Raw genomic sequence first — 15961 nt, forward strand, 5'->3', positions numbered from 1 at the left:
AGGGGAGAAAATTATGGATCTTTATAAAGAATATCCGGCTCATATCGTTTTCATGCGTCGCACTTTCGCCGTAGTGGCTGGTGTCCTCGCACTGCCGGTGATGCTTTTCTGGAAAGACCGCGCACGTTTTTACAGCTATCTGCACCGCGTCTGGGCGAAAACCAGCGAGAAGCCGGTATGGATGGATCAGGCCGAAAAAGCGACCTGCGATTTCTACTAAAAAAAGATTACACACAGCAATAAAAAAACCGCCAACAGCAATGTGGCGGTTTTTTTGTCCCTCTGGATTCGCGGTCCGTTGGGTGGTCTTGCAGCCCCTACCCGGGATTTTCATCATACCCTCGAGTGAACAGATAGCAATCCCTTCTGACCTTTATAAAATCCTAATTTTATTCGAATAACTTATCTTTGGCGGTGATGTTAACTATGATGCAGTGTCCCTTTCCGCCATCTCGCACATGGGCATCGGTCCAGGGAAAGGTGTATTTACAGCCGTAAAGCAGCCCACCTACCCGGGCTTGTGTCCACCGACTTATCACCGGTGGTGAACGGTGGAGCGGTTAGCTGCAGGGACCGCATAATGAAACGCTATATATGCATTGCGTTCATTGTCGCCAGCGTACTCGTTGTTAAGCGTGATGAACCGACCGGGTTTGTTGCATTGACCACGATAGCGCAGGACAAGTAGCGTTAAGGCCGCCTCGGGCGGCCTTTTTTATTTTATCCCGTCTACACTTCATGGCAAAGTACAGTAAAAGGACGCCGCTTTTTCCTTTGGTGGCGTGCCCTTACGGACATAATGGATATTTGCCTGGAGTTTTATGCCCACCCATCTGGTTTGGTTTCGCGCGGACCTGCGCCTACATGACAACATCGCTCTCGCGGCAGCCTGCCGCTCTAAGGATGCCAGAGTGCTGGCGCTGTTTATCGCTACGCCCGAACAGTGGCGGCAGCATAAGATGGCCCCACGGCAAGCGGCCTGTTTAGCCTCGCATCTCAATAGCCTGCAACACTCACTCGCAGAAAAAGGCATTCCTCTGCTGTATGAAGAGGTCAGTGATTTTGCCGCGCAGTTGCAAAAGGTGCAGCACATCTGCGAACAGCACAGCGTTACGCATCTCTTTTACAACTATCAGTACGAATTCAACGAGCAGCAACGCGATCGCCAGCTGGAAAAAACGTTGCAGAATGTGGTGTGTCAGGGATTTGATGACAGCGTAATGCTGCCACCGGGCAGCGTTATGACCGGCAACCACGAGATGTATAAAGTCTTTACTCCGTTCAAAAATGCGTTTATCAAACGCCTGAAAGAGTCGCTCCCGGAGTGCGTTGCCGCCCCTGCGTCCAGGGGAGAAACGTTAACGGACCTGCCCAGACTCACGTTTGATTACCCGCAAAAAGCCTTTGATGAAACCTTTTTTCCCCCAGACGAAAAGGCGGCTATTGCTCAGATGCGCCACTTCTGCAAACAGGATGCGGCTGAATACGAAACCCGCCGGGATTACCCTGCCATTGAAGGCACCAGCCGTTTATCCGCCTGTTTAACCCTCGGTGTCCTTTCGCCGCGTCAGTGTTTGCATCGTCTTCTGGCGGAACAGCCGCAGGCGCTGGAAGGCGGCGCGGGCGCGGTGTGGCTTAACGAGCTTATCTGGCGTGAGTTTTACCGTCATCTGATGACATATCATCCTGGTTTATGTAAGCACCGGCCCTTCATTCGCTGGACGGATAACGTAAAATGGCAGATGAATGATACTCAGTTGAACGCCTGGCAAAACGGGCTGACGGGATACCCGATAGTGGATGCCGCGATGCGTCAGCTCAATGAAACCGGCTGGATGCACAACCGCCTGCGCATGATCACCGCCAGTTTTCTGGTGAAAGATCTGCTTATCGACTGGCGTATCGGGGAGCGTTATTTTATTTCTCAGCTAATTGATGGCGACCTTGCGGCCAACAACGGCGGCTGGCAATGGGCCGCGTCAACGGGAACAGATGCCGCTCCCTATTTTCGTATTTTTAACCCGACCACCCAGGGGCAAAAGTTTGATCCTGACGGCGAGTTTATTCGTCACTGGCTCCCCGAGCTTGCTGACGTGCCGCTGAAAGCGCTCCATGAGCCCTGGGTGTGGGCGGATAAACAGGGTGTCACGCTCGATTATCCTCGCCCGATTGTTGACCATAAACAGGCGCGCGTTGCCACGCTGGCAGCGTATGAAGCCGCCCGTAAAGCCTAAGAGAGTGATGATGAAAAACAGCGAACTGGAACGTCTGATTAACGAGAAACTGAACAGTGCCAGCTTCAGCGACTACGGTCCAAATGGCTTGCAGGTTGAAGGGCGTGAAAACATACAGAAGATAGTGACAGGCGTAACGGCAAGCCAGGCGCTGCTGGATGAGGCAGTGCGCCAGGAAGCCGATGCGGTGATTGTGCATCACGGTTATTTCTGGAAAAACGAATCGCCGATTATCCGTGGTATGAAGCGTAACCGTCTCAAAACGCTGCTGGCAAACGACATTAACCTCTACGGGTATCACCTGCCGCTGGATGCCCATCCTGAACTGGGTAATAACGTCCAGCTCGCTCAGCTGCTGGGCATCACGGTGATGGGCGAAATCGAGCCGCTGGTCCCGTGGGGTGAGCTGGCCATGCCGGTGCCGGGGCTTGAGCTGGCCTCCTGGATTGAAGCCCGGCTGGGCCGCCGCCCGCTGTGGTGCGGTGATACCGGGCCAGATACGGTTAAACGCGTTGCCTGGTGCACGGGCGGCGGCCAGGGCTTTATCGACAGCGCGGCGCGTTTCGGCGTGGATGCATTCATCACCGGCGAAGTGTCTGAACAGACTGTTCATTCCGCACGTGAACAAGGACTGCATTTTTACGCGGCCGGGCATCACGCAACAGAGCGTGGCGGCATCCGCGCACTCAGCGAGTGGCTGACGGAAAATACCGATCTGGATGTGACGTTTGTGGATATTCCTAATCCTGCCTGATGAGAGGTGCCTAAGTGCAGCGAGCGCGTTGTTATCTTCTGGGTGAAACGGCAGTGGTTCTGGAGCTTGAGCCCCCGGTGACCCTTGCCACGCAAAAGCGTATCTGGCGGCTGACGCAGCGCCTGGCGGATGTGCCGGAAGTGGTGGAGGCCATTCCGGGGATGAACAATATCACCGTTGTTCTGCGTAATCCGCATACCCTGGCGCTGGACGCCATTGAGCGTTTACAGCGCTGGTGGGAAGAGAGTGACGCGCTGGAGCCCGAATCCCGGGCCATTGAGATCCCGGTCATTTATGGCGGTAAGGGCGGCCCTGATTTGTCTGTTGTGGCGCAGCACTGCGGGTTAACAGAAAAACAGGTAGTCGAACTGCACGCTTCGGTGAACTACGTGGTCTGGTTTTTAGGATTCCAGCCCGGTTTCCCGTATCTGGGTGGTTTATCTCCTGAGCTTTATACGCCACGTCGGGCTGAACCGCGCCTGAGCGTCCCGGCGGGGACCGTGGCTATCGGAGGACAGCAAACCGGCATTTATCCGCTTGCTTCACCCGGTGGATGGCAGTTGATCGGGCATACCTTTGCGCCGTTATTTGAACCGGGGCAGGACGCGCCAATACTCCTGCGCCCCGGCGATACCCTGCGCTTTATCCCGCAGAAGGAGGGGATATGTTAACGCTTATTCGCGCAGGACTTTATACCTCGGTTCAGGATGCGGGTCGGTTTGGTCTGCGCCAGTCGGGCGTCAGCTATTGTGGTGCGCTCGACCGGCCTGCACTTGAAATTGCCAACCTGCTGGTGGGCAACCCGGGCAGTACGGCAGCGCTGGAAATCACCCTTGGTCAGTGCGTGGTGGAATTTAGCCAGGAAACCTGGTTTGCCCTGACCGGTGCAGGTTGCGATGCCACGCTTGATGGCAAAGCGGTGTGGACGGGCTGGCGACTGCGGGCGAAAGCGGGCCAGCGTCTGGCGCTCAAACGCCCGTTACACGGCGTGCGCAGCTATCTTGCAATTGCCGGGGGCATCGATGTACCGGAAGTGATGGGCTCGCCCAGTACCGATGCCAAAGCGGGCATTGGCGGGCATGAAGGGCGCTTACTTCGCGACGGCGATCGCCTGGCCGTTAAGCCGTCATCTCACCACTTCACCACGACCCAGGGGGTGAAACAGCTGCTCTGGGGTAACCTGATCCGCGCCTTGCCAGGACCGGAATATCAGGAATTTGACGAGGTTTCTCAGGAGTCCTTCTGGCGTTCCCCGTGGCACCTTAGCTCACAAAGTAACCGCATGGGCTATCGTTTGCAGGGGCAACCCCTGAACCGGACCACCGACCGGGAAATGCTGTCCCACGGTTTGTTGCCAGGCGTCATCCAGGTGCCAGGAAACGGTCAACCGATTGTGCTGATGAATGATGCGCAGACAACAGGTGGTTACCCGCGTATTGCCTGTATTATTGATGCCGATCGCTACCATCTGGCGCAAATACCGCTTGGGCAGCCGATCCACTTCGTGCAATGTTCGCTGGAAGAGGCGCTGAAAGCGCGCCACGATCAGCAGCGCTATCTGGAACAACTGGCGTGGCGACTCGATGGTAAAGATTGATTTAAACGCCGATTTAGGCGAGGGCGGGCAGGCCGACGCAGAGCTGATGACGCTGGTCTCTTCGGTCAATATCGCCTGCGGGTTTCATGCGGGCGATGCGCAAACCATGCTGGTGAGCGTGCGTAATGCCATTAAACATGGCGTGGCGATAGGCGCCCATCCGGGATTCCCCGACCGGGAAAACTTCGGCCGTACGGCAATGGTTTTACCGCCCGAGACGGTTTACGCCCAGACGCTGTACCAGACCGGAGCGCTGGATGCGATTGTCCGCGCCCAGCACGGCGTACTGCGCCACGTGAAGCCGCACGGAATGCTCTACAATATGGCCGCGCAGGATCCGGCTCTGGCGGACGCCATTGCCCGTGCCGTGCGGGATTACAACCCGCAGCTGATCCTGGTCGGGCTGGCGGGCAGTGAACTCATTCGCGCCGGGCAGCGTCTGGGGCTGGTGACTCGTCAGGAAGTGTTTGCCGACAGAGGATATCAGCAGGACGGAAGCCTGGTACCACGCGGTCAACCGGGCGCGCTTATCACTGATGACGCGCAGGCGCTGGCGCAAACGCTGGACATGGTACGCACCGGGCGGGTAAAAACCATTAACGGTACGCAGGCAAACGTACAGGCCGAAACGGTGTGCTTACACGGTGATGGCGAGCACGCGCTGCTGTTTGCGCATCGTCTGCGGGCGGCTTTTGCCGAACAGGGGATCCTCGTTCGCGCCTGAATTTTACAATAAGGACTGAAAGATGCCAGAAGGCCCGGAGATCCGCCGCGCGGCGGATAGCCTGGAGGTGGCGATAAAAGGCAAACCCCTGACGGATGTCTGGTTTGCTTTCCCTCAACTTAAGCCGTTTGAAGCGCAGCTGGTGGGGCAAACGGTGACCCATATCGAAACGCGGGGCAAAGCACTGCTGACGCACTTTTCCCATAACCTGACGTTATATAGCCATAACCAGCTTTACGGTGTCTGGCGGGTGGTTAATACGGGTGAGTCATTACAAACCACCCGAGTGTTGCGTGTTAAATTGCAAGCGGCTGATAAAACTATCCTGCTGTACAGCGCCTCGGATATCGAAATGTTAACACCGGAGCAACTGCTCACTCACCCGTTCCTGCAACATGTCGGGCCGGATGTGCTGGATATGCGGCTGACGGCACAGGATGTTAAAGCACGGTTGTTATCGCCCACTTTCCGCAACCGGCAGTTTTCGGGGCTGTTGCTCGATCAGGCGTTTCTGGCGGGGTTAGGGAATTACCTTCGTGTGGAAATTCTGTGGGCGGTGGGGCTGGCGGCGCAACATAAAGCATCGCAGCTGAATGACGCGCAACTCGATGCGTTATCCCATGCGCTGCTGGATATCCCGCGTCTTTCGTACAACACGCGTGGCATGGTGGATGACAACAAGCACCACGGGGCGCTGTTCCGCTTTAAGGTGTTTCATCGCGATGGCGAACCCTGCGAGCGGTGCGGCGGGGTGATTGAGAAGACAACGCTCTCTTCAAGACCGTTTTACTGGTGCCCTGGATGCCAGGTGTAAAAGCAAAACGGCAACCCTGAGGTTGCCGTTTTTAATGTTTATTCCCTCTCCCTGTGGGAGAGGGCAAGGGTGAGGGCATCAGACCGCACAAGGTAAAAGCAAAACGGCAACCCTGAGGTTGCCGTTTTTAATGTTTATTCCCTCTCCCTGTGGGAGAGGGTTAGGGTGAGGGCATCAGACCGCACCCTGTTAACATCAGCGCTTAATATCAGACTTAAAATCACGCTGCTCGTAGCCGGTATACAGCTGGCGAGGACGGGCGATTTTCATGCCTTCGCTGTGCATTTCGTTCCAGTGCGCGATCCAGCCCACGGTACGTGCCATGGCGAAGATCACGGTGAACATGGAAGACGGAATACCCATCGCTTTCAGGATGATACCAGAGTAGAAATCGACGTTCGGGTAGAGTTTCTTCTCGATGAAGTACGGATCGTTCAGCGCGATGTGTTCCAGCTCCATCGCCACTTCCAGCAGATCATCTTTGGTGCCCAGCTCTTTCAGCACTTCATGACAGGTTTCACGCATCACGGTTGCGCGTGGGTCATAGTTTTTGTAAACACGGTGACCGAAGCCCATCAGACGGAAGGAGTCATTCTTGTCTTTCGCGCGACGCACAAACTCAGGAATGTGTTCCACGGAGCTGATCTCTTCCAGCATCTTCAGTGCCGCTTCGTTCGCGCCGCCGTGTGCCGGTCCCCACAGGGAGGCAATGCCCGCAGCGATACAGGCGAACGGGTTCGCGCCTGAAGAGCCAGCGGTACGCACGGTAGACGTAGAGGCATTCTGCTCGTGGTCTGCGTGCAGGATCAGAATACGGTCCATTGCACGTTCCAGCACCGGGTTCACTTCGTACTCTTCGCACGGAGTGGAGAACATCATACGCAGGAAGTTACCGGCATAAGAGAGGTCGTTACGTGGGTAAACGAACGGCTGACCGATAGAGTATTTGTAACACATCGCTGCCATGGTAGGCATTTTGGACAGCAGACGGAACGCCGCGATATCACGGTGACGTGGGTTATTCACGTCCAGGGAATCGTGGTAGAACGCCGCCAGCGCACCGGTAATACCGCACATCACCGCCATCGGGTGAGAGTCACGACGGAACGCATGGAACAGACGGGTGATCTGCTCATGGATCATGGTGTGGCGGGTAACGGTGGTTTTGAATTCATCATATTGATCCTGCGTCGGTTTTTCGCCGTTAAGCAGGATGTAGCACACTTCCAGATAGTTGGATTCGGTGGCTAACTGATCGATGGGGAAACCGCGGTGAAGCAGGATACCTTCGTCACCGTCGATGAAGGTGATTTTGGATTCGCAAGATGCGGTAGAGGTAAATCCAGGGTCGAAGGTGAAAACACCTTTAGAACCCAGCGTACGGATATCAATAACATCCTGACCGAGCGTGCCTTTTAGCACATCCAGTTCAATAGCAGTGTCACCATTTAGGGTGAGCTTTGCCTTTGTATCAGCCATTTACGGTCTCCTTAGCGCCTTATGCTTAAGACTGCTGTTCACCGGATTTGCATTCAGCTGTTAATCACCGTTACCAGATTGTTATTTGGCTTACCGCTCAGCTCACGAGGAGAAACCAGGGTACAGAGCTATGGCGCCTTGCAGGTAAACGGATGAAATATCAGTGAAAACACAGCAAATCAGCGTTTTTGCAGTCCGAATTATTCAAACCTGTATATCACTAATAACTGTCCTGATAACTTCGGTCAATACCATCACACTGTTACATAACTATTTGTCAGGTGAAAGAGAGACCTCATAACTTTTGCGCATTATATGCCTTTTCTGATGACGTTTGTAACAATATTGTTTAACATTTGTCAAATCAGATGATTAAAATTTAAAAAGATGTTGTTATCGTGACCCTGATCACTGTTCCAGAGAAAACCCGACAAACTGTATGTAGGTTAATTGTAATGATTTTGTGAACGGCCTATACTGCCGCCAGGTCTCCGGAACACCCTGCAATCCCGAGCCACCCAGCGTTGTAACGTGTCGTTTTAGCATTTGGAAGCAATGTTTTGCATGACGCGCAGTTATAGAAAAGGAACGCTGCTTGACCCGCATCGCAGTCCGGAGGAAGGAAACAATAAGAACAGCATGTGGGCGTTATTCATGATAAGAAATGTGAAAAAACAAAGACCTGTCAATCTGGATCTCAAAACGATCCGATTCCCTGTAACAGCAATAGCGTCCATTTTGCACCGTGTTTCAGGTGTAATTACATTTGTGGCGGTCGGTATTCTGCTGTGGTTGCTGGGAACCAGCCTCTCATCTCCTGAAGGGTTCCTTCAGGCCTCTGCCATTATGAACAGCTTCTTCGTGAAATTTATCATGTGGGGCATTCTGACTGCGCTGGCGTACCACGTTGTAGTGGGTGTTCGCCATATGCTGATGGACTTTGGCTATCTGGAAGAAACCTTCGAAGCCGGGAAACGCTCCGCTAACATTTCGTTTGTGATTACTGTCGTGCTTTCACTTCTCGCAGGAGTTCTCGTATGGTAAGCAACGCCTCCGCATTAGGACGCAACGGCGTACATGACTTCATTCTGGTCCGTGCTACCGCCATCGTTCTCACCCTTTACATCATCTATATGATTGGTTTCTTCGCGACCAGCGGCACGCTGACGTGGGAAATCTGGAGCGGGTTCTTCGGATCTGCCTTCACCAAAGTGTTCACCCTGCTGGCTCTGTTCTCCATCCTTATCCATGCCTGGATTGGCATGTGGCAGGTGTTGACCGATTACGTTAAACCACTGGCTATTCGCCTTCCTCTGCAGCTGGCTATCGTCGTTGCTCTGGTGGTTTACGTCATTTATGGATTCGTTGTGGTGTGGGGTGTGTAATGAAACTGCCAGTCAGAGAATTTGATGCTGTTGTAATTGGTGCTGGTGGCGCAGGTATGCGCGCAGCGCTGCAAATTTCCCAGAGCGGCCAGACCTGTGCGCTGCTCTCTAAAGTCTTCCCGACCCGATCGCACACCGTATCTGCGCAGGGTGGCATCACCGTTGCGCTCGGTAATACCCATGAAGATAACTGGGAATGGCACATGTACGATACGGTAAAAGGTTCCGATTACATCGGCGACCAGGATGCCATCGAATACATGTGTAAGACCGGCCCGGAAGCGATTCTGGAACTGGATCATATGGGTCTGCCGTTCTCCCGTCTGGAAAATGGCACCATCTACCAGCGTCCGTTTGGCGGCCAGTCGAAAAACTTCGGCGGCGAGCAGGCGGCACGTACTGCGGCGGCAGCTGACCGTACCGGTCACGCACTGCTGCACACGCTGTATCAGCAGAACCTGAAAAACCATACCACTATCTTCTCCGAGTGGTACGCGCTGGATCTGGTGAAAAATGCCGATGGCGCCGTTGTCGGTTGTACCGCGCTGTGCATCGAAACCGGTGAAGTGGTTTACTTCAAAGCCCGCGCAACCGTGCTGGCGACCGGCGGCGCAGGCCGTATTTATCAATCGACTACTAACGCCCACATCAACACCGGTGACGGCGTTGGCATGGCTATCCGCGCTGGTGTGCCGGTGCAGGATATGGAAATGTGGCAGTTCCATCCAACCGGCATCGCCGGTGCGGGCGTTCTGGTAACAGAAGGCTGCCGTGGTGAAGGTGGTTATCTGCTGAACAAACACGGCGAGCGCTTCATGGAGCGTTATGCCCCGAATGCGAAAGACCTGGCGGGTCGTGACGTGGTGGCGCGTTCCATCATGATCGAAATCCGTGAAGGTCGCGGCTGTGACGGCCCATGGGGTCCACACGCCAAGCTGAAACTGGATCACCTGGGTAAAGAGGTTCTGGAATCCCGTCTGCCGGGCATTCTGGAGCTGTCCCGTACCTTCGCCCACGTTGACCCGGTAAAAGAACCGATTCCGGTTATCCCAACCTGTCACTACATGATGGGCGGTATTCCGACCAAAGTGACCGGTCAGGCGCTGACCGTGAACGAGCAGGGCGAAGATGTGGTTATCCCTGGCCTGTTCGCGGTAGGCGAAATCGCCTGCGTATCCGTACACGGTGCAAACCGTCTGGGCGGTAACTCTCTGCTGGACCTGGTGGTATTTGGTCGTGCGGTGGGTCTGCATCTGCAAGAGTCGATTGCCGAACAGGGCGACCTGCTTGACGCAACCGACGCTGAAATCGATGCCTCTCTCGAACGTCTGAACCGCTGGAACGGTAACCGTAACGGTGAAGATCCGGTGGAAATCCGTAAAGCGCTTCAGGAATGTATGCAGCACAACTTCTCGGTGTTCCGCGAAGGTGACGCGATGGCCAAAGGCCTTGAGCAGCTGAAAGTGATCCGCGAACGTCTGAAAAATGCCCGTCTGGACGACACCTCCAGCGAGTTCAACACCCAGCGCGTTGAATGTCTGGAGCTGGATAACCTGATGGAAACCGCGTTCGCAACCGCGATGTCGGCAAACTTCCGTACCGAGAGCCGTGGCGCACATAGCCGCTTCGACTTCCCGGATCGTGATGACGAAAACTGGCTGTGCCATTCCCTGTATCTGCCAGAGTCGGAATCCATGACGCGTCGTAGCGTCAATATGGAACCGAAACTGCGTCCGGCGTTCCCGCCGAAGATTCGTACTTACTAATGCGGAGACAGGACAATGAAACTCGAATTCTCAGTTTATCGTTATAACCCGGATGTAGACGATGCTCCGCGTATGCAGGATTACACGCTGGAAGCAGAAGAAGGCCGTGACATGATGCTGCTGGATGCCTTAATGCAGCTGAAAGAAAAAGATCCGACACTGTCGTTCCGTCGCTCCTGCCGTGAAGGGGTTTGCGGCTCTGATGGCGTGAACATGAACGGCAAAAATGGTCTGGCCTGCATCACGCCAATTTCGGCGTTGCAGCGCCCTGGTCAGAAAATTGTTATCCGTCCTCTGCCAGGCCTGCCGGTCGTGCGCGATTTGGTGGTGGACATGGGGCAATTCTATGCACAATATGAGAAGATTAAGCCTTACTTATTGAATAATGGGCAAAATCCACCCGCTCGCGAGCACTTACAGTCTCCTGAGCAGCGTGAAAAACTCGATGGGTTGTACGAGTGTATTCTCTGTGCATGTTGTTCGACGTCTTGCCCATCGTTCTGGTGGAACCCGGACAAGTTCATCGGCCCGGCGGGTCTGCTGGCTGCCTATCGCTTCCTGATCGATAGTCGCGACACCGAAACCGATAGCCGTCTGGAAGGACTGAGTGACGCTTTCAGCGTATTCCGCTGCCATAGCATCATGAACTGCGTCAGTGTTTGTCCTAAGGGGCTGAACCCAACGCGCGCCATCGGCCATATTAAGTCGATGTTGTTGCAACGCAGTGCGTAAGTAGTGAGAGGGGAGCCCTGTTCCCCTCACCCTAACCCTCTCCCACAGGGAGAGGGTTAAATGCAGGAAATCTTTAAAAACCGCCAGAATGGCACATCCAGTAATCGAGGCGTTCAGAGCGAGACAAGGCGGCAACTGAACGCATCCCCAGGAGCATAGTTCACTATGTGACAGGGGTAAGTGAAGGCAGCCAACGATGTCGCAGCCTGAACGAAGAAGATTAATGGCAGTTTTTAAAGGTTCCTTCGCGAGCCAATAAGAGCTCGCAGGTGAACCCCGGCACGTACACGTGGTGTGCGTGGTAGTTTCTACGGCGAAAGTAAGCATAAAAATGCTTAAGGGATCACGATGCAGAACGGCGCAATGAAAGCCTGGCTGGACTCTTCTTTCCTTTCTGGTGCGAACCAGAGCTGGATCGAACAGCTCTATGAAGACTTCTTAACCGATCCTGACTCAGTGGACGCAAACTGGCGTTCCATGTTCCAGGAGTTGCCTGGCACGGGAGTCAAACCGGATCAATTCCACTCCAAAACACGTGATTATTTCCGCCGTCTGGCGAAGGATGCCTCACGTTACTCTTCTGCGATTTCCGACCCTGACACCAATGCGAAGCAGGTTAAAGTCCTGCAACTTATCAACGCTTACCGCTTCCGTGGTCACCAGCACGCGAATCTCGATCCGCTGGGACTGTGGCAGCAAGACCGTGTAGCGGATCTTGATCCGGCTTATCACGATCTGACCGAGGCCGATTTCCAGGAAACCTTTAACGTAGGTTCTTTTGCTATCGGCAAAGACACGATGAAGCTGGGCGATCTGATTGATGCGCTCAAGCAAACCTATTGCGGCTCCATCGGCGCGGAATATATGCACATTACCTCTACAGAAGAAAAACGCTGGATCCAGCAGCGCATTGAATCTGTGGCAGGCCATGCGACCTTCTCTGTTGAAGAGAAAAAACGTTTCCTGAGTGAACTGACCGCAGCAGAAGGCCTTGAGCGCTATCTGGGCGCGAAATTCCCGGGGGCAAAACGCTTCTCGCTGGAAGGCGGTGATGCATTAGTGCCAATGCTCAAAGAGCTGATTCGCCACGCAGGCAACAGCGGTACCCGTGAAGTGGTACTGGGCATGGCGCACCGTGGTCGTCTGAACGTGCTGGTCAACGTGCTGGGTAAAAAACCGCAGGACCTATTCGACGAATTCGCGGGCAAACATAAAGAACACCTCGGCACCGGTGACGTGAAGTACCACATGGGCTTCTCGTCTGATATCGAAACCGATGGCGGTCTGGTTCACCTGGCGCTGGCGTTTAACCCGTCGCACCTTGAGATCGTCAGCCCGGTGGTTATCGGTTCCGTACGTGCGCGTCTGGATCGTCTGGACGAGCCAAGCAGCAATAAAGTGCTGCCAATTACCATTCACGGTGATGCGGCAATTACCGGTCAGGGCGTGGTTCAGGAAACCCTGAACATGTCGAAAGCGCGTGGTTATGAAGTGGGCGGTACCGTTCGCATCGTGATCAACAACCAGGTGGGCTTCACCACCTCTAACCCGCTTGACGCACGCTCAACGCCGTACTGCACCGACATCGGTAAAATGGTACAGGCGCCAATCTTCCACGTTAACGCGGATGACCCAGAAGCGGTTGCTTTCGTGACCCGCCTGGCGCTGGACTACCGTAATACCTTCAAGCGTGACGTGCTGATTGACCTGTTCTGCTACCGCCGCCACGGCCACAACGAAGCTGATGAGCCAAGTGCAACCCAGCCGTTGATGTACCAGAAAATCAAAAAACACCCAACTCCACGTAAAATCTATGCTGATAAGCTGGAAGGCGACAAAGTGGCGACGCTGGAAGATGCGACCGAGCTGGTCAATCTTTACCGCGACGCACTGGATGCGGGTGAGTGCGTAGTGAAAGAGCTGCGCCCAATGAACATGCACTCCTTTACCTGGTCGCCGTACCTCAACCACGAGTGGGATGAGAGCTACCCGAACAAGGTCGAGATGAAACGTTTGCAGGAGCTGGCTAAACGCATCAGTACCGTACCAGATGCTATCGAGATGCAGTCTCGCGTAGCGAAGATCTATGGTGACCGTCAGTCTATGGCGGCAGGTGAAAAGCTGTTCGACTGGGGCGGCGCTGAAACCCTGGCTTACGCAACGCTGGTTGATGAAGGTATTCCTGTTCGTCTGTCCGGTGAAGATGCCGGCCGTGGTACCTTCTTCCACCGTCACGCGGTTGTTCACAACCAGACCAACGGTTCAACTTACACCCCGCTGCAGCACGTGCACAACGGCCAGGGCCAGTTCAAGGTCTGGGACTCCGTACTGTCTGAAGAAGCGGTACTGGCATTTGAATACGGCTACGCCACCGCAGAACCACGCACCCTGACCATCTGGGAAGCGCAGTTTGGTGACTTCGCTAACGGCGCACAGGTTGTTATCGACCAATTCATCTCTTCGGGTGAACAGAAGTGGGGCCGTATGTGTGGTCTGGTCATGCTGCTGCCACACGGTTACGAAGGGCAGGGTCCGGAGCACTCCTCCGCGCGTCTGGAACGTTATCTGCAACTCTGTGCTGAGCAGAACATGCAGGTTTGCGTGCCGTCTACCCCGGCTCAGGTTTACCACATGCTGCGTCGTCAGGCGCTGCGCGGGATGCGTCGTCCACTGGTGGTGATGTCTCCGAAATCACTGCTGCGTCATCCGCTGGCCGTGTCCAGCCTGGATGAACTGGCAAACGGCACCTTCCTGCCGGCTATCGGCGAGATTGACGAGCTGGATCCGAAAGGCATCAAGCGTGTCGTAATGTGTTCTGGTAAGGTTTATTACGACTTGCTGGAACAACGCCGTAAGAACGACCAGAAAGATGTCGCCATCGTGCGTATCGAACAGCTTTATCCATTCCCGCATCAGGCGATGCAGGAAGTGCTGAAACAATATGCTCACGTACATGATTTTGTCTGGTGCCAGGAAGAGCCGCTCAACCAGGGCGCATGGTATTGCAGCCAGCATCATTTCCGTGAAGTGATTCCATTTGGGTCTGCTCTGCGTTATGCAGGTCGCCCGGCCTCCGCCTCTCCGGCGGTAGGGTATATGTCCGTTCACCAGAAGCAGCAACAAGATCTGGTCAATGACGCGCTGAACGTCGATTAATTAAAGGATACATAATGAGTAGCGTAGATATTCTTGTTCCCGACCTGCCTGAATCTGTAGCAGATGCGACCGTCGCCACCTGGCACAAAAAACCGGGCGATGCCGTTAAGCGCGATGAAGTGCTGGTAGAAATCGAAACTGACAAAGTGGTACTGGAAGTACCGGCTTCGGCGGATGGCGTTCTGGATGCAGTGCTGGAAGATGAAGGCACCACCGTAACCTCTCGTCAGATCCTGGGTCGCCTGCGTGAAGGCAACAGCGCGGGCAAAGAGTCCAGCGCTAAGTCTGATGAGAAAGCCTCTACCCCAGCGCAGCGTCAGCAGGCCTCTCTGGAAGAGCAGAGCAACGATGCACTCAGCCCGGCGATCCGTCGCCTGCTGGCTGAGCACAACCTGGACGCGGCTGCCATTAAAGGCACCGGTGTGGGTGGTCGTCTGACTCGCGAAGACATTGAGAAACACCTGGCGAAAGCGCCTGCGAAAGCAGAAGCCAAAGCCCCTGCGGCAGCGCCAGCGGTACAGCCTGCTCTGGGCGCACGCAGTGAAAAACGCGTACCGATGACTCGTCTGCGTAAGCGTGTGGCTGAGCGTCTGCTGGAAGCGAAAAACTCCACCGCAATGCTGACTACCTTCAACGAAGTGAACATGAAGCCAATCATGGACCTGCGTAAGCAGTACGGTGACGCGTTTGAAAAACGTCACGGTATCCGTCTGGGCTTTATGTCCTTCTACGTAAAAGCGGTTGTTGAAGCGCTGAAACGCTACCCGGAAGTGAACGCGTCTATCGATGGCGATGACGTGGTTTACCACAACTATTTCGACGTCAGCATGGCGGTTTCTACCCCACGTGGCCTGGTAACGCCAGTTCTGCGTGATGTGGATACCCTGGGTATGGCAGACATCGAGAAAAATATTAAAGAGCTGGCAGTGAAAGGCCGTGATGGCAAGCTGACCGTAGATGACCTGACCGGCGGTAACTTCACCATTACCAACGGCGGAGTATTCGGTTCACTGATGTCTACGCCGATCATCAACCCACCGCAGAGCGCGATCCTGGGGATGCACGCCATCAAAGATCGTCCGATGGCGGTAGACGGTAAAGTTGAGATCCTGCCAATGATGTATCTGGCGCTCTCTTACGATCACCGTCTGATCGATGGCCGCGAGTCCGTCGGCTTCCTGGTAGCCATTAAAGAGCTGCTGGAAGATCCAACGCGTCTGCTGCTCGACGTCTAGTTTTAGCAGTCTTGCCCGGCGGCGTTGAGCTTGCCGGGCCTACAAAAGCAATACCTAACGATTACCTGAAGGATGGATAGAACAC

At 54.7% G+C, this 15961-nt stretch carries 14 protein-coding genes; 13 read left to right on the forward strand and 1 reads right to left on the reverse strand.

Translation table 11 applies throughout. The features are described from left to right. Window positions 1-13: 13 nt before the first annotated feature. The 7 genes from F3J30_RS12180 (at window position 14) to nei (ending at window position 6123) form a co-directional block, all read left to right on the forward strand. Window positions 14-220 (forward strand): YbfA family protein, encoded by a 207-nt coding sequence (locus tag F3J30_RS12180; protein ID WP_014069366.1) that lies wholly within the window; start codon window positions 14-16, stop codon window positions 218-220. 601 nt (window positions 221-821) lie between these two features. Next, window positions 822-2234: a deoxyribodipyrimidine photo-lyase gene (phrB, locus tag F3J30_RS12185; RefSeq protein ID WP_166717404.1), complete on the forward strand. Its 1413-nt coding sequence runs from the start codon at window positions 822-824 to the stop codon at window positions 2232-2234. Window positions 2235-2244: 10 nt separating this feature from the next. Beyond that, entirely contained in the window at window positions 2245-2988 is a 744-nt protein-coding gene (locus F3J30_RS12190; protein ID WP_166717478.1) for a type 2 GTP cyclohydrolase I, read from the forward strand. A 14-nt stretch (window positions 2989-3002) separates the two neighbouring features. After that, window positions 3003-3659, forward strand: coding sequence for a 5-oxoprolinase subunit PxpB (gene pxpB, locus F3J30_RS12195; RefSeq protein ID WP_166717405.1), 657 nt, complete (start codon window positions 3003-3005; stop codon window positions 3657-3659). After that, window positions 3653-4585 carry a 5-oxoprolinase subunit PxpC gene (pxpC, locus tag F3J30_RS12200; protein ID WP_166717406.1) on the forward strand — a complete coding sequence of 311 codons (933 nt, stop codon included), beginning with the start codon at window positions 3653-3655 and terminating at the stop codon, window positions 4583-4585. Before pxpB ends, pxpC begins: the two co-directional genes overlap by 7 nt. Next, window positions 4572-5309 (forward strand): 5-oxoprolinase subunit PxpA, encoded by a 738-nt coding sequence (pxpA, locus tag F3J30_RS12205; RefSeq protein WP_166717407.1) that lies wholly within the window; start codon window positions 4572-4574, stop codon window positions 5307-5309. The genes pxpC and pxpA overlap by 14 nt, the downstream gene beginning before the upstream one ends. Window positions 5310-5331: 22 nt before the next feature. Beyond that, complete coding sequence (nei, locus tag F3J30_RS12210) at window positions 5332-6123, forward strand: endonuclease VIII (protein ID WP_166717408.1); 792 nt, start codon at window positions 5332-5334, stop codon at window positions 6121-6123. 195 nt (window positions 6124-6318) lie between these two features. Here the strand turns inward: nei and F3J30_RS12215 are convergent, their stop codons facing one another. Continuing rightward, complete coding sequence (locus F3J30_RS12215) at window positions 6319-7602, reverse strand: citrate synthase (RefSeq protein WP_014069373.1); 1284 nt, start codon at window positions 7600-7602, stop codon at window positions 6319-6321. Between the two features lie 639 nt (window positions 7603-8241). Here F3J30_RS12215 and sdhC point away from each other — a divergent pair. The 6 genes from sdhC (at window position 8242) to odhB (ending at window position 15876) form a co-directional block, all read left to right on the forward strand. Next, window positions 8242-8646 (forward strand): succinate dehydrogenase cytochrome b556 subunit, encoded by a 405-nt coding sequence (gene sdhC, locus F3J30_RS12220; RefSeq protein WP_020684965.1) that lies wholly within the window; start codon window positions 8242-8244, stop codon window positions 8644-8646. Next, complete coding sequence (sdhD, locus tag F3J30_RS12225; protein ID WP_008501088.1) at window positions 8640-8987, forward strand: succinate dehydrogenase membrane anchor subunit; 348 nt, start codon at window positions 8640-8642, stop codon at window positions 8985-8987. The genes sdhC and sdhD overlap by 7 nt, the downstream gene beginning before the upstream one ends. Then, the gene (gene sdhA / locus F3J30_RS12230; RefSeq protein WP_166717409.1) at window positions 8987-10753 is read left to right on the forward strand and encodes a succinate dehydrogenase flavoprotein subunit; all 1767 of its coding nucleotides are present in this window, start codon (window positions 8987-8989) and stop codon (window positions 10751-10753) included. Before sdhD ends, sdhA begins: the two co-directional genes overlap by 1 nt. Before the next feature lie 15 nt (window positions 10754-10768). After that, window positions 10769-11485 carry a succinate dehydrogenase iron-sulfur subunit SdhB gene (sdhB, locus tag F3J30_RS12235; protein ID WP_014069376.1) on the forward strand — a complete coding sequence of 239 codons (717 nt, stop codon included), beginning with the start codon at window positions 10769-10771 and terminating at the stop codon, window positions 11483-11485. Between the two features lie 348 nt (window positions 11486-11833). After that, a complete protein-coding gene (sucA, locus tag F3J30_RS12240; RefSeq protein WP_014069377.1) occupies window positions 11834-14641 on the forward strand; it encodes a 2-oxoglutarate dehydrogenase E1 component in 2808 nt (935 codons plus the stop codon). A 14-nt stretch (window positions 14642-14655) separates the two neighbouring features. Next, window positions 14656-15876, forward strand: a complete 1221-nt coding sequence (odhB, locus tag F3J30_RS12245; RefSeq protein ID WP_166717410.1) for a 2-oxoglutarate dehydrogenase complex dihydrolipoyllysine-residue succinyltransferase — start codon at window positions 14656-14658, stop codon at window positions 15874-15876. Window positions 15877-15961 lie beyond the last annotated feature (85 nt).

The organism is Enterobacter sp. Tr-810 (genome assembly GCF_011752765.1).
Taxonomy (GTDB): Bacteria; Pseudomonadota; Gammaproteobacteria; order Enterobacterales; family Enterobacteriaceae; genus Enterobacter; species Enterobacter soli.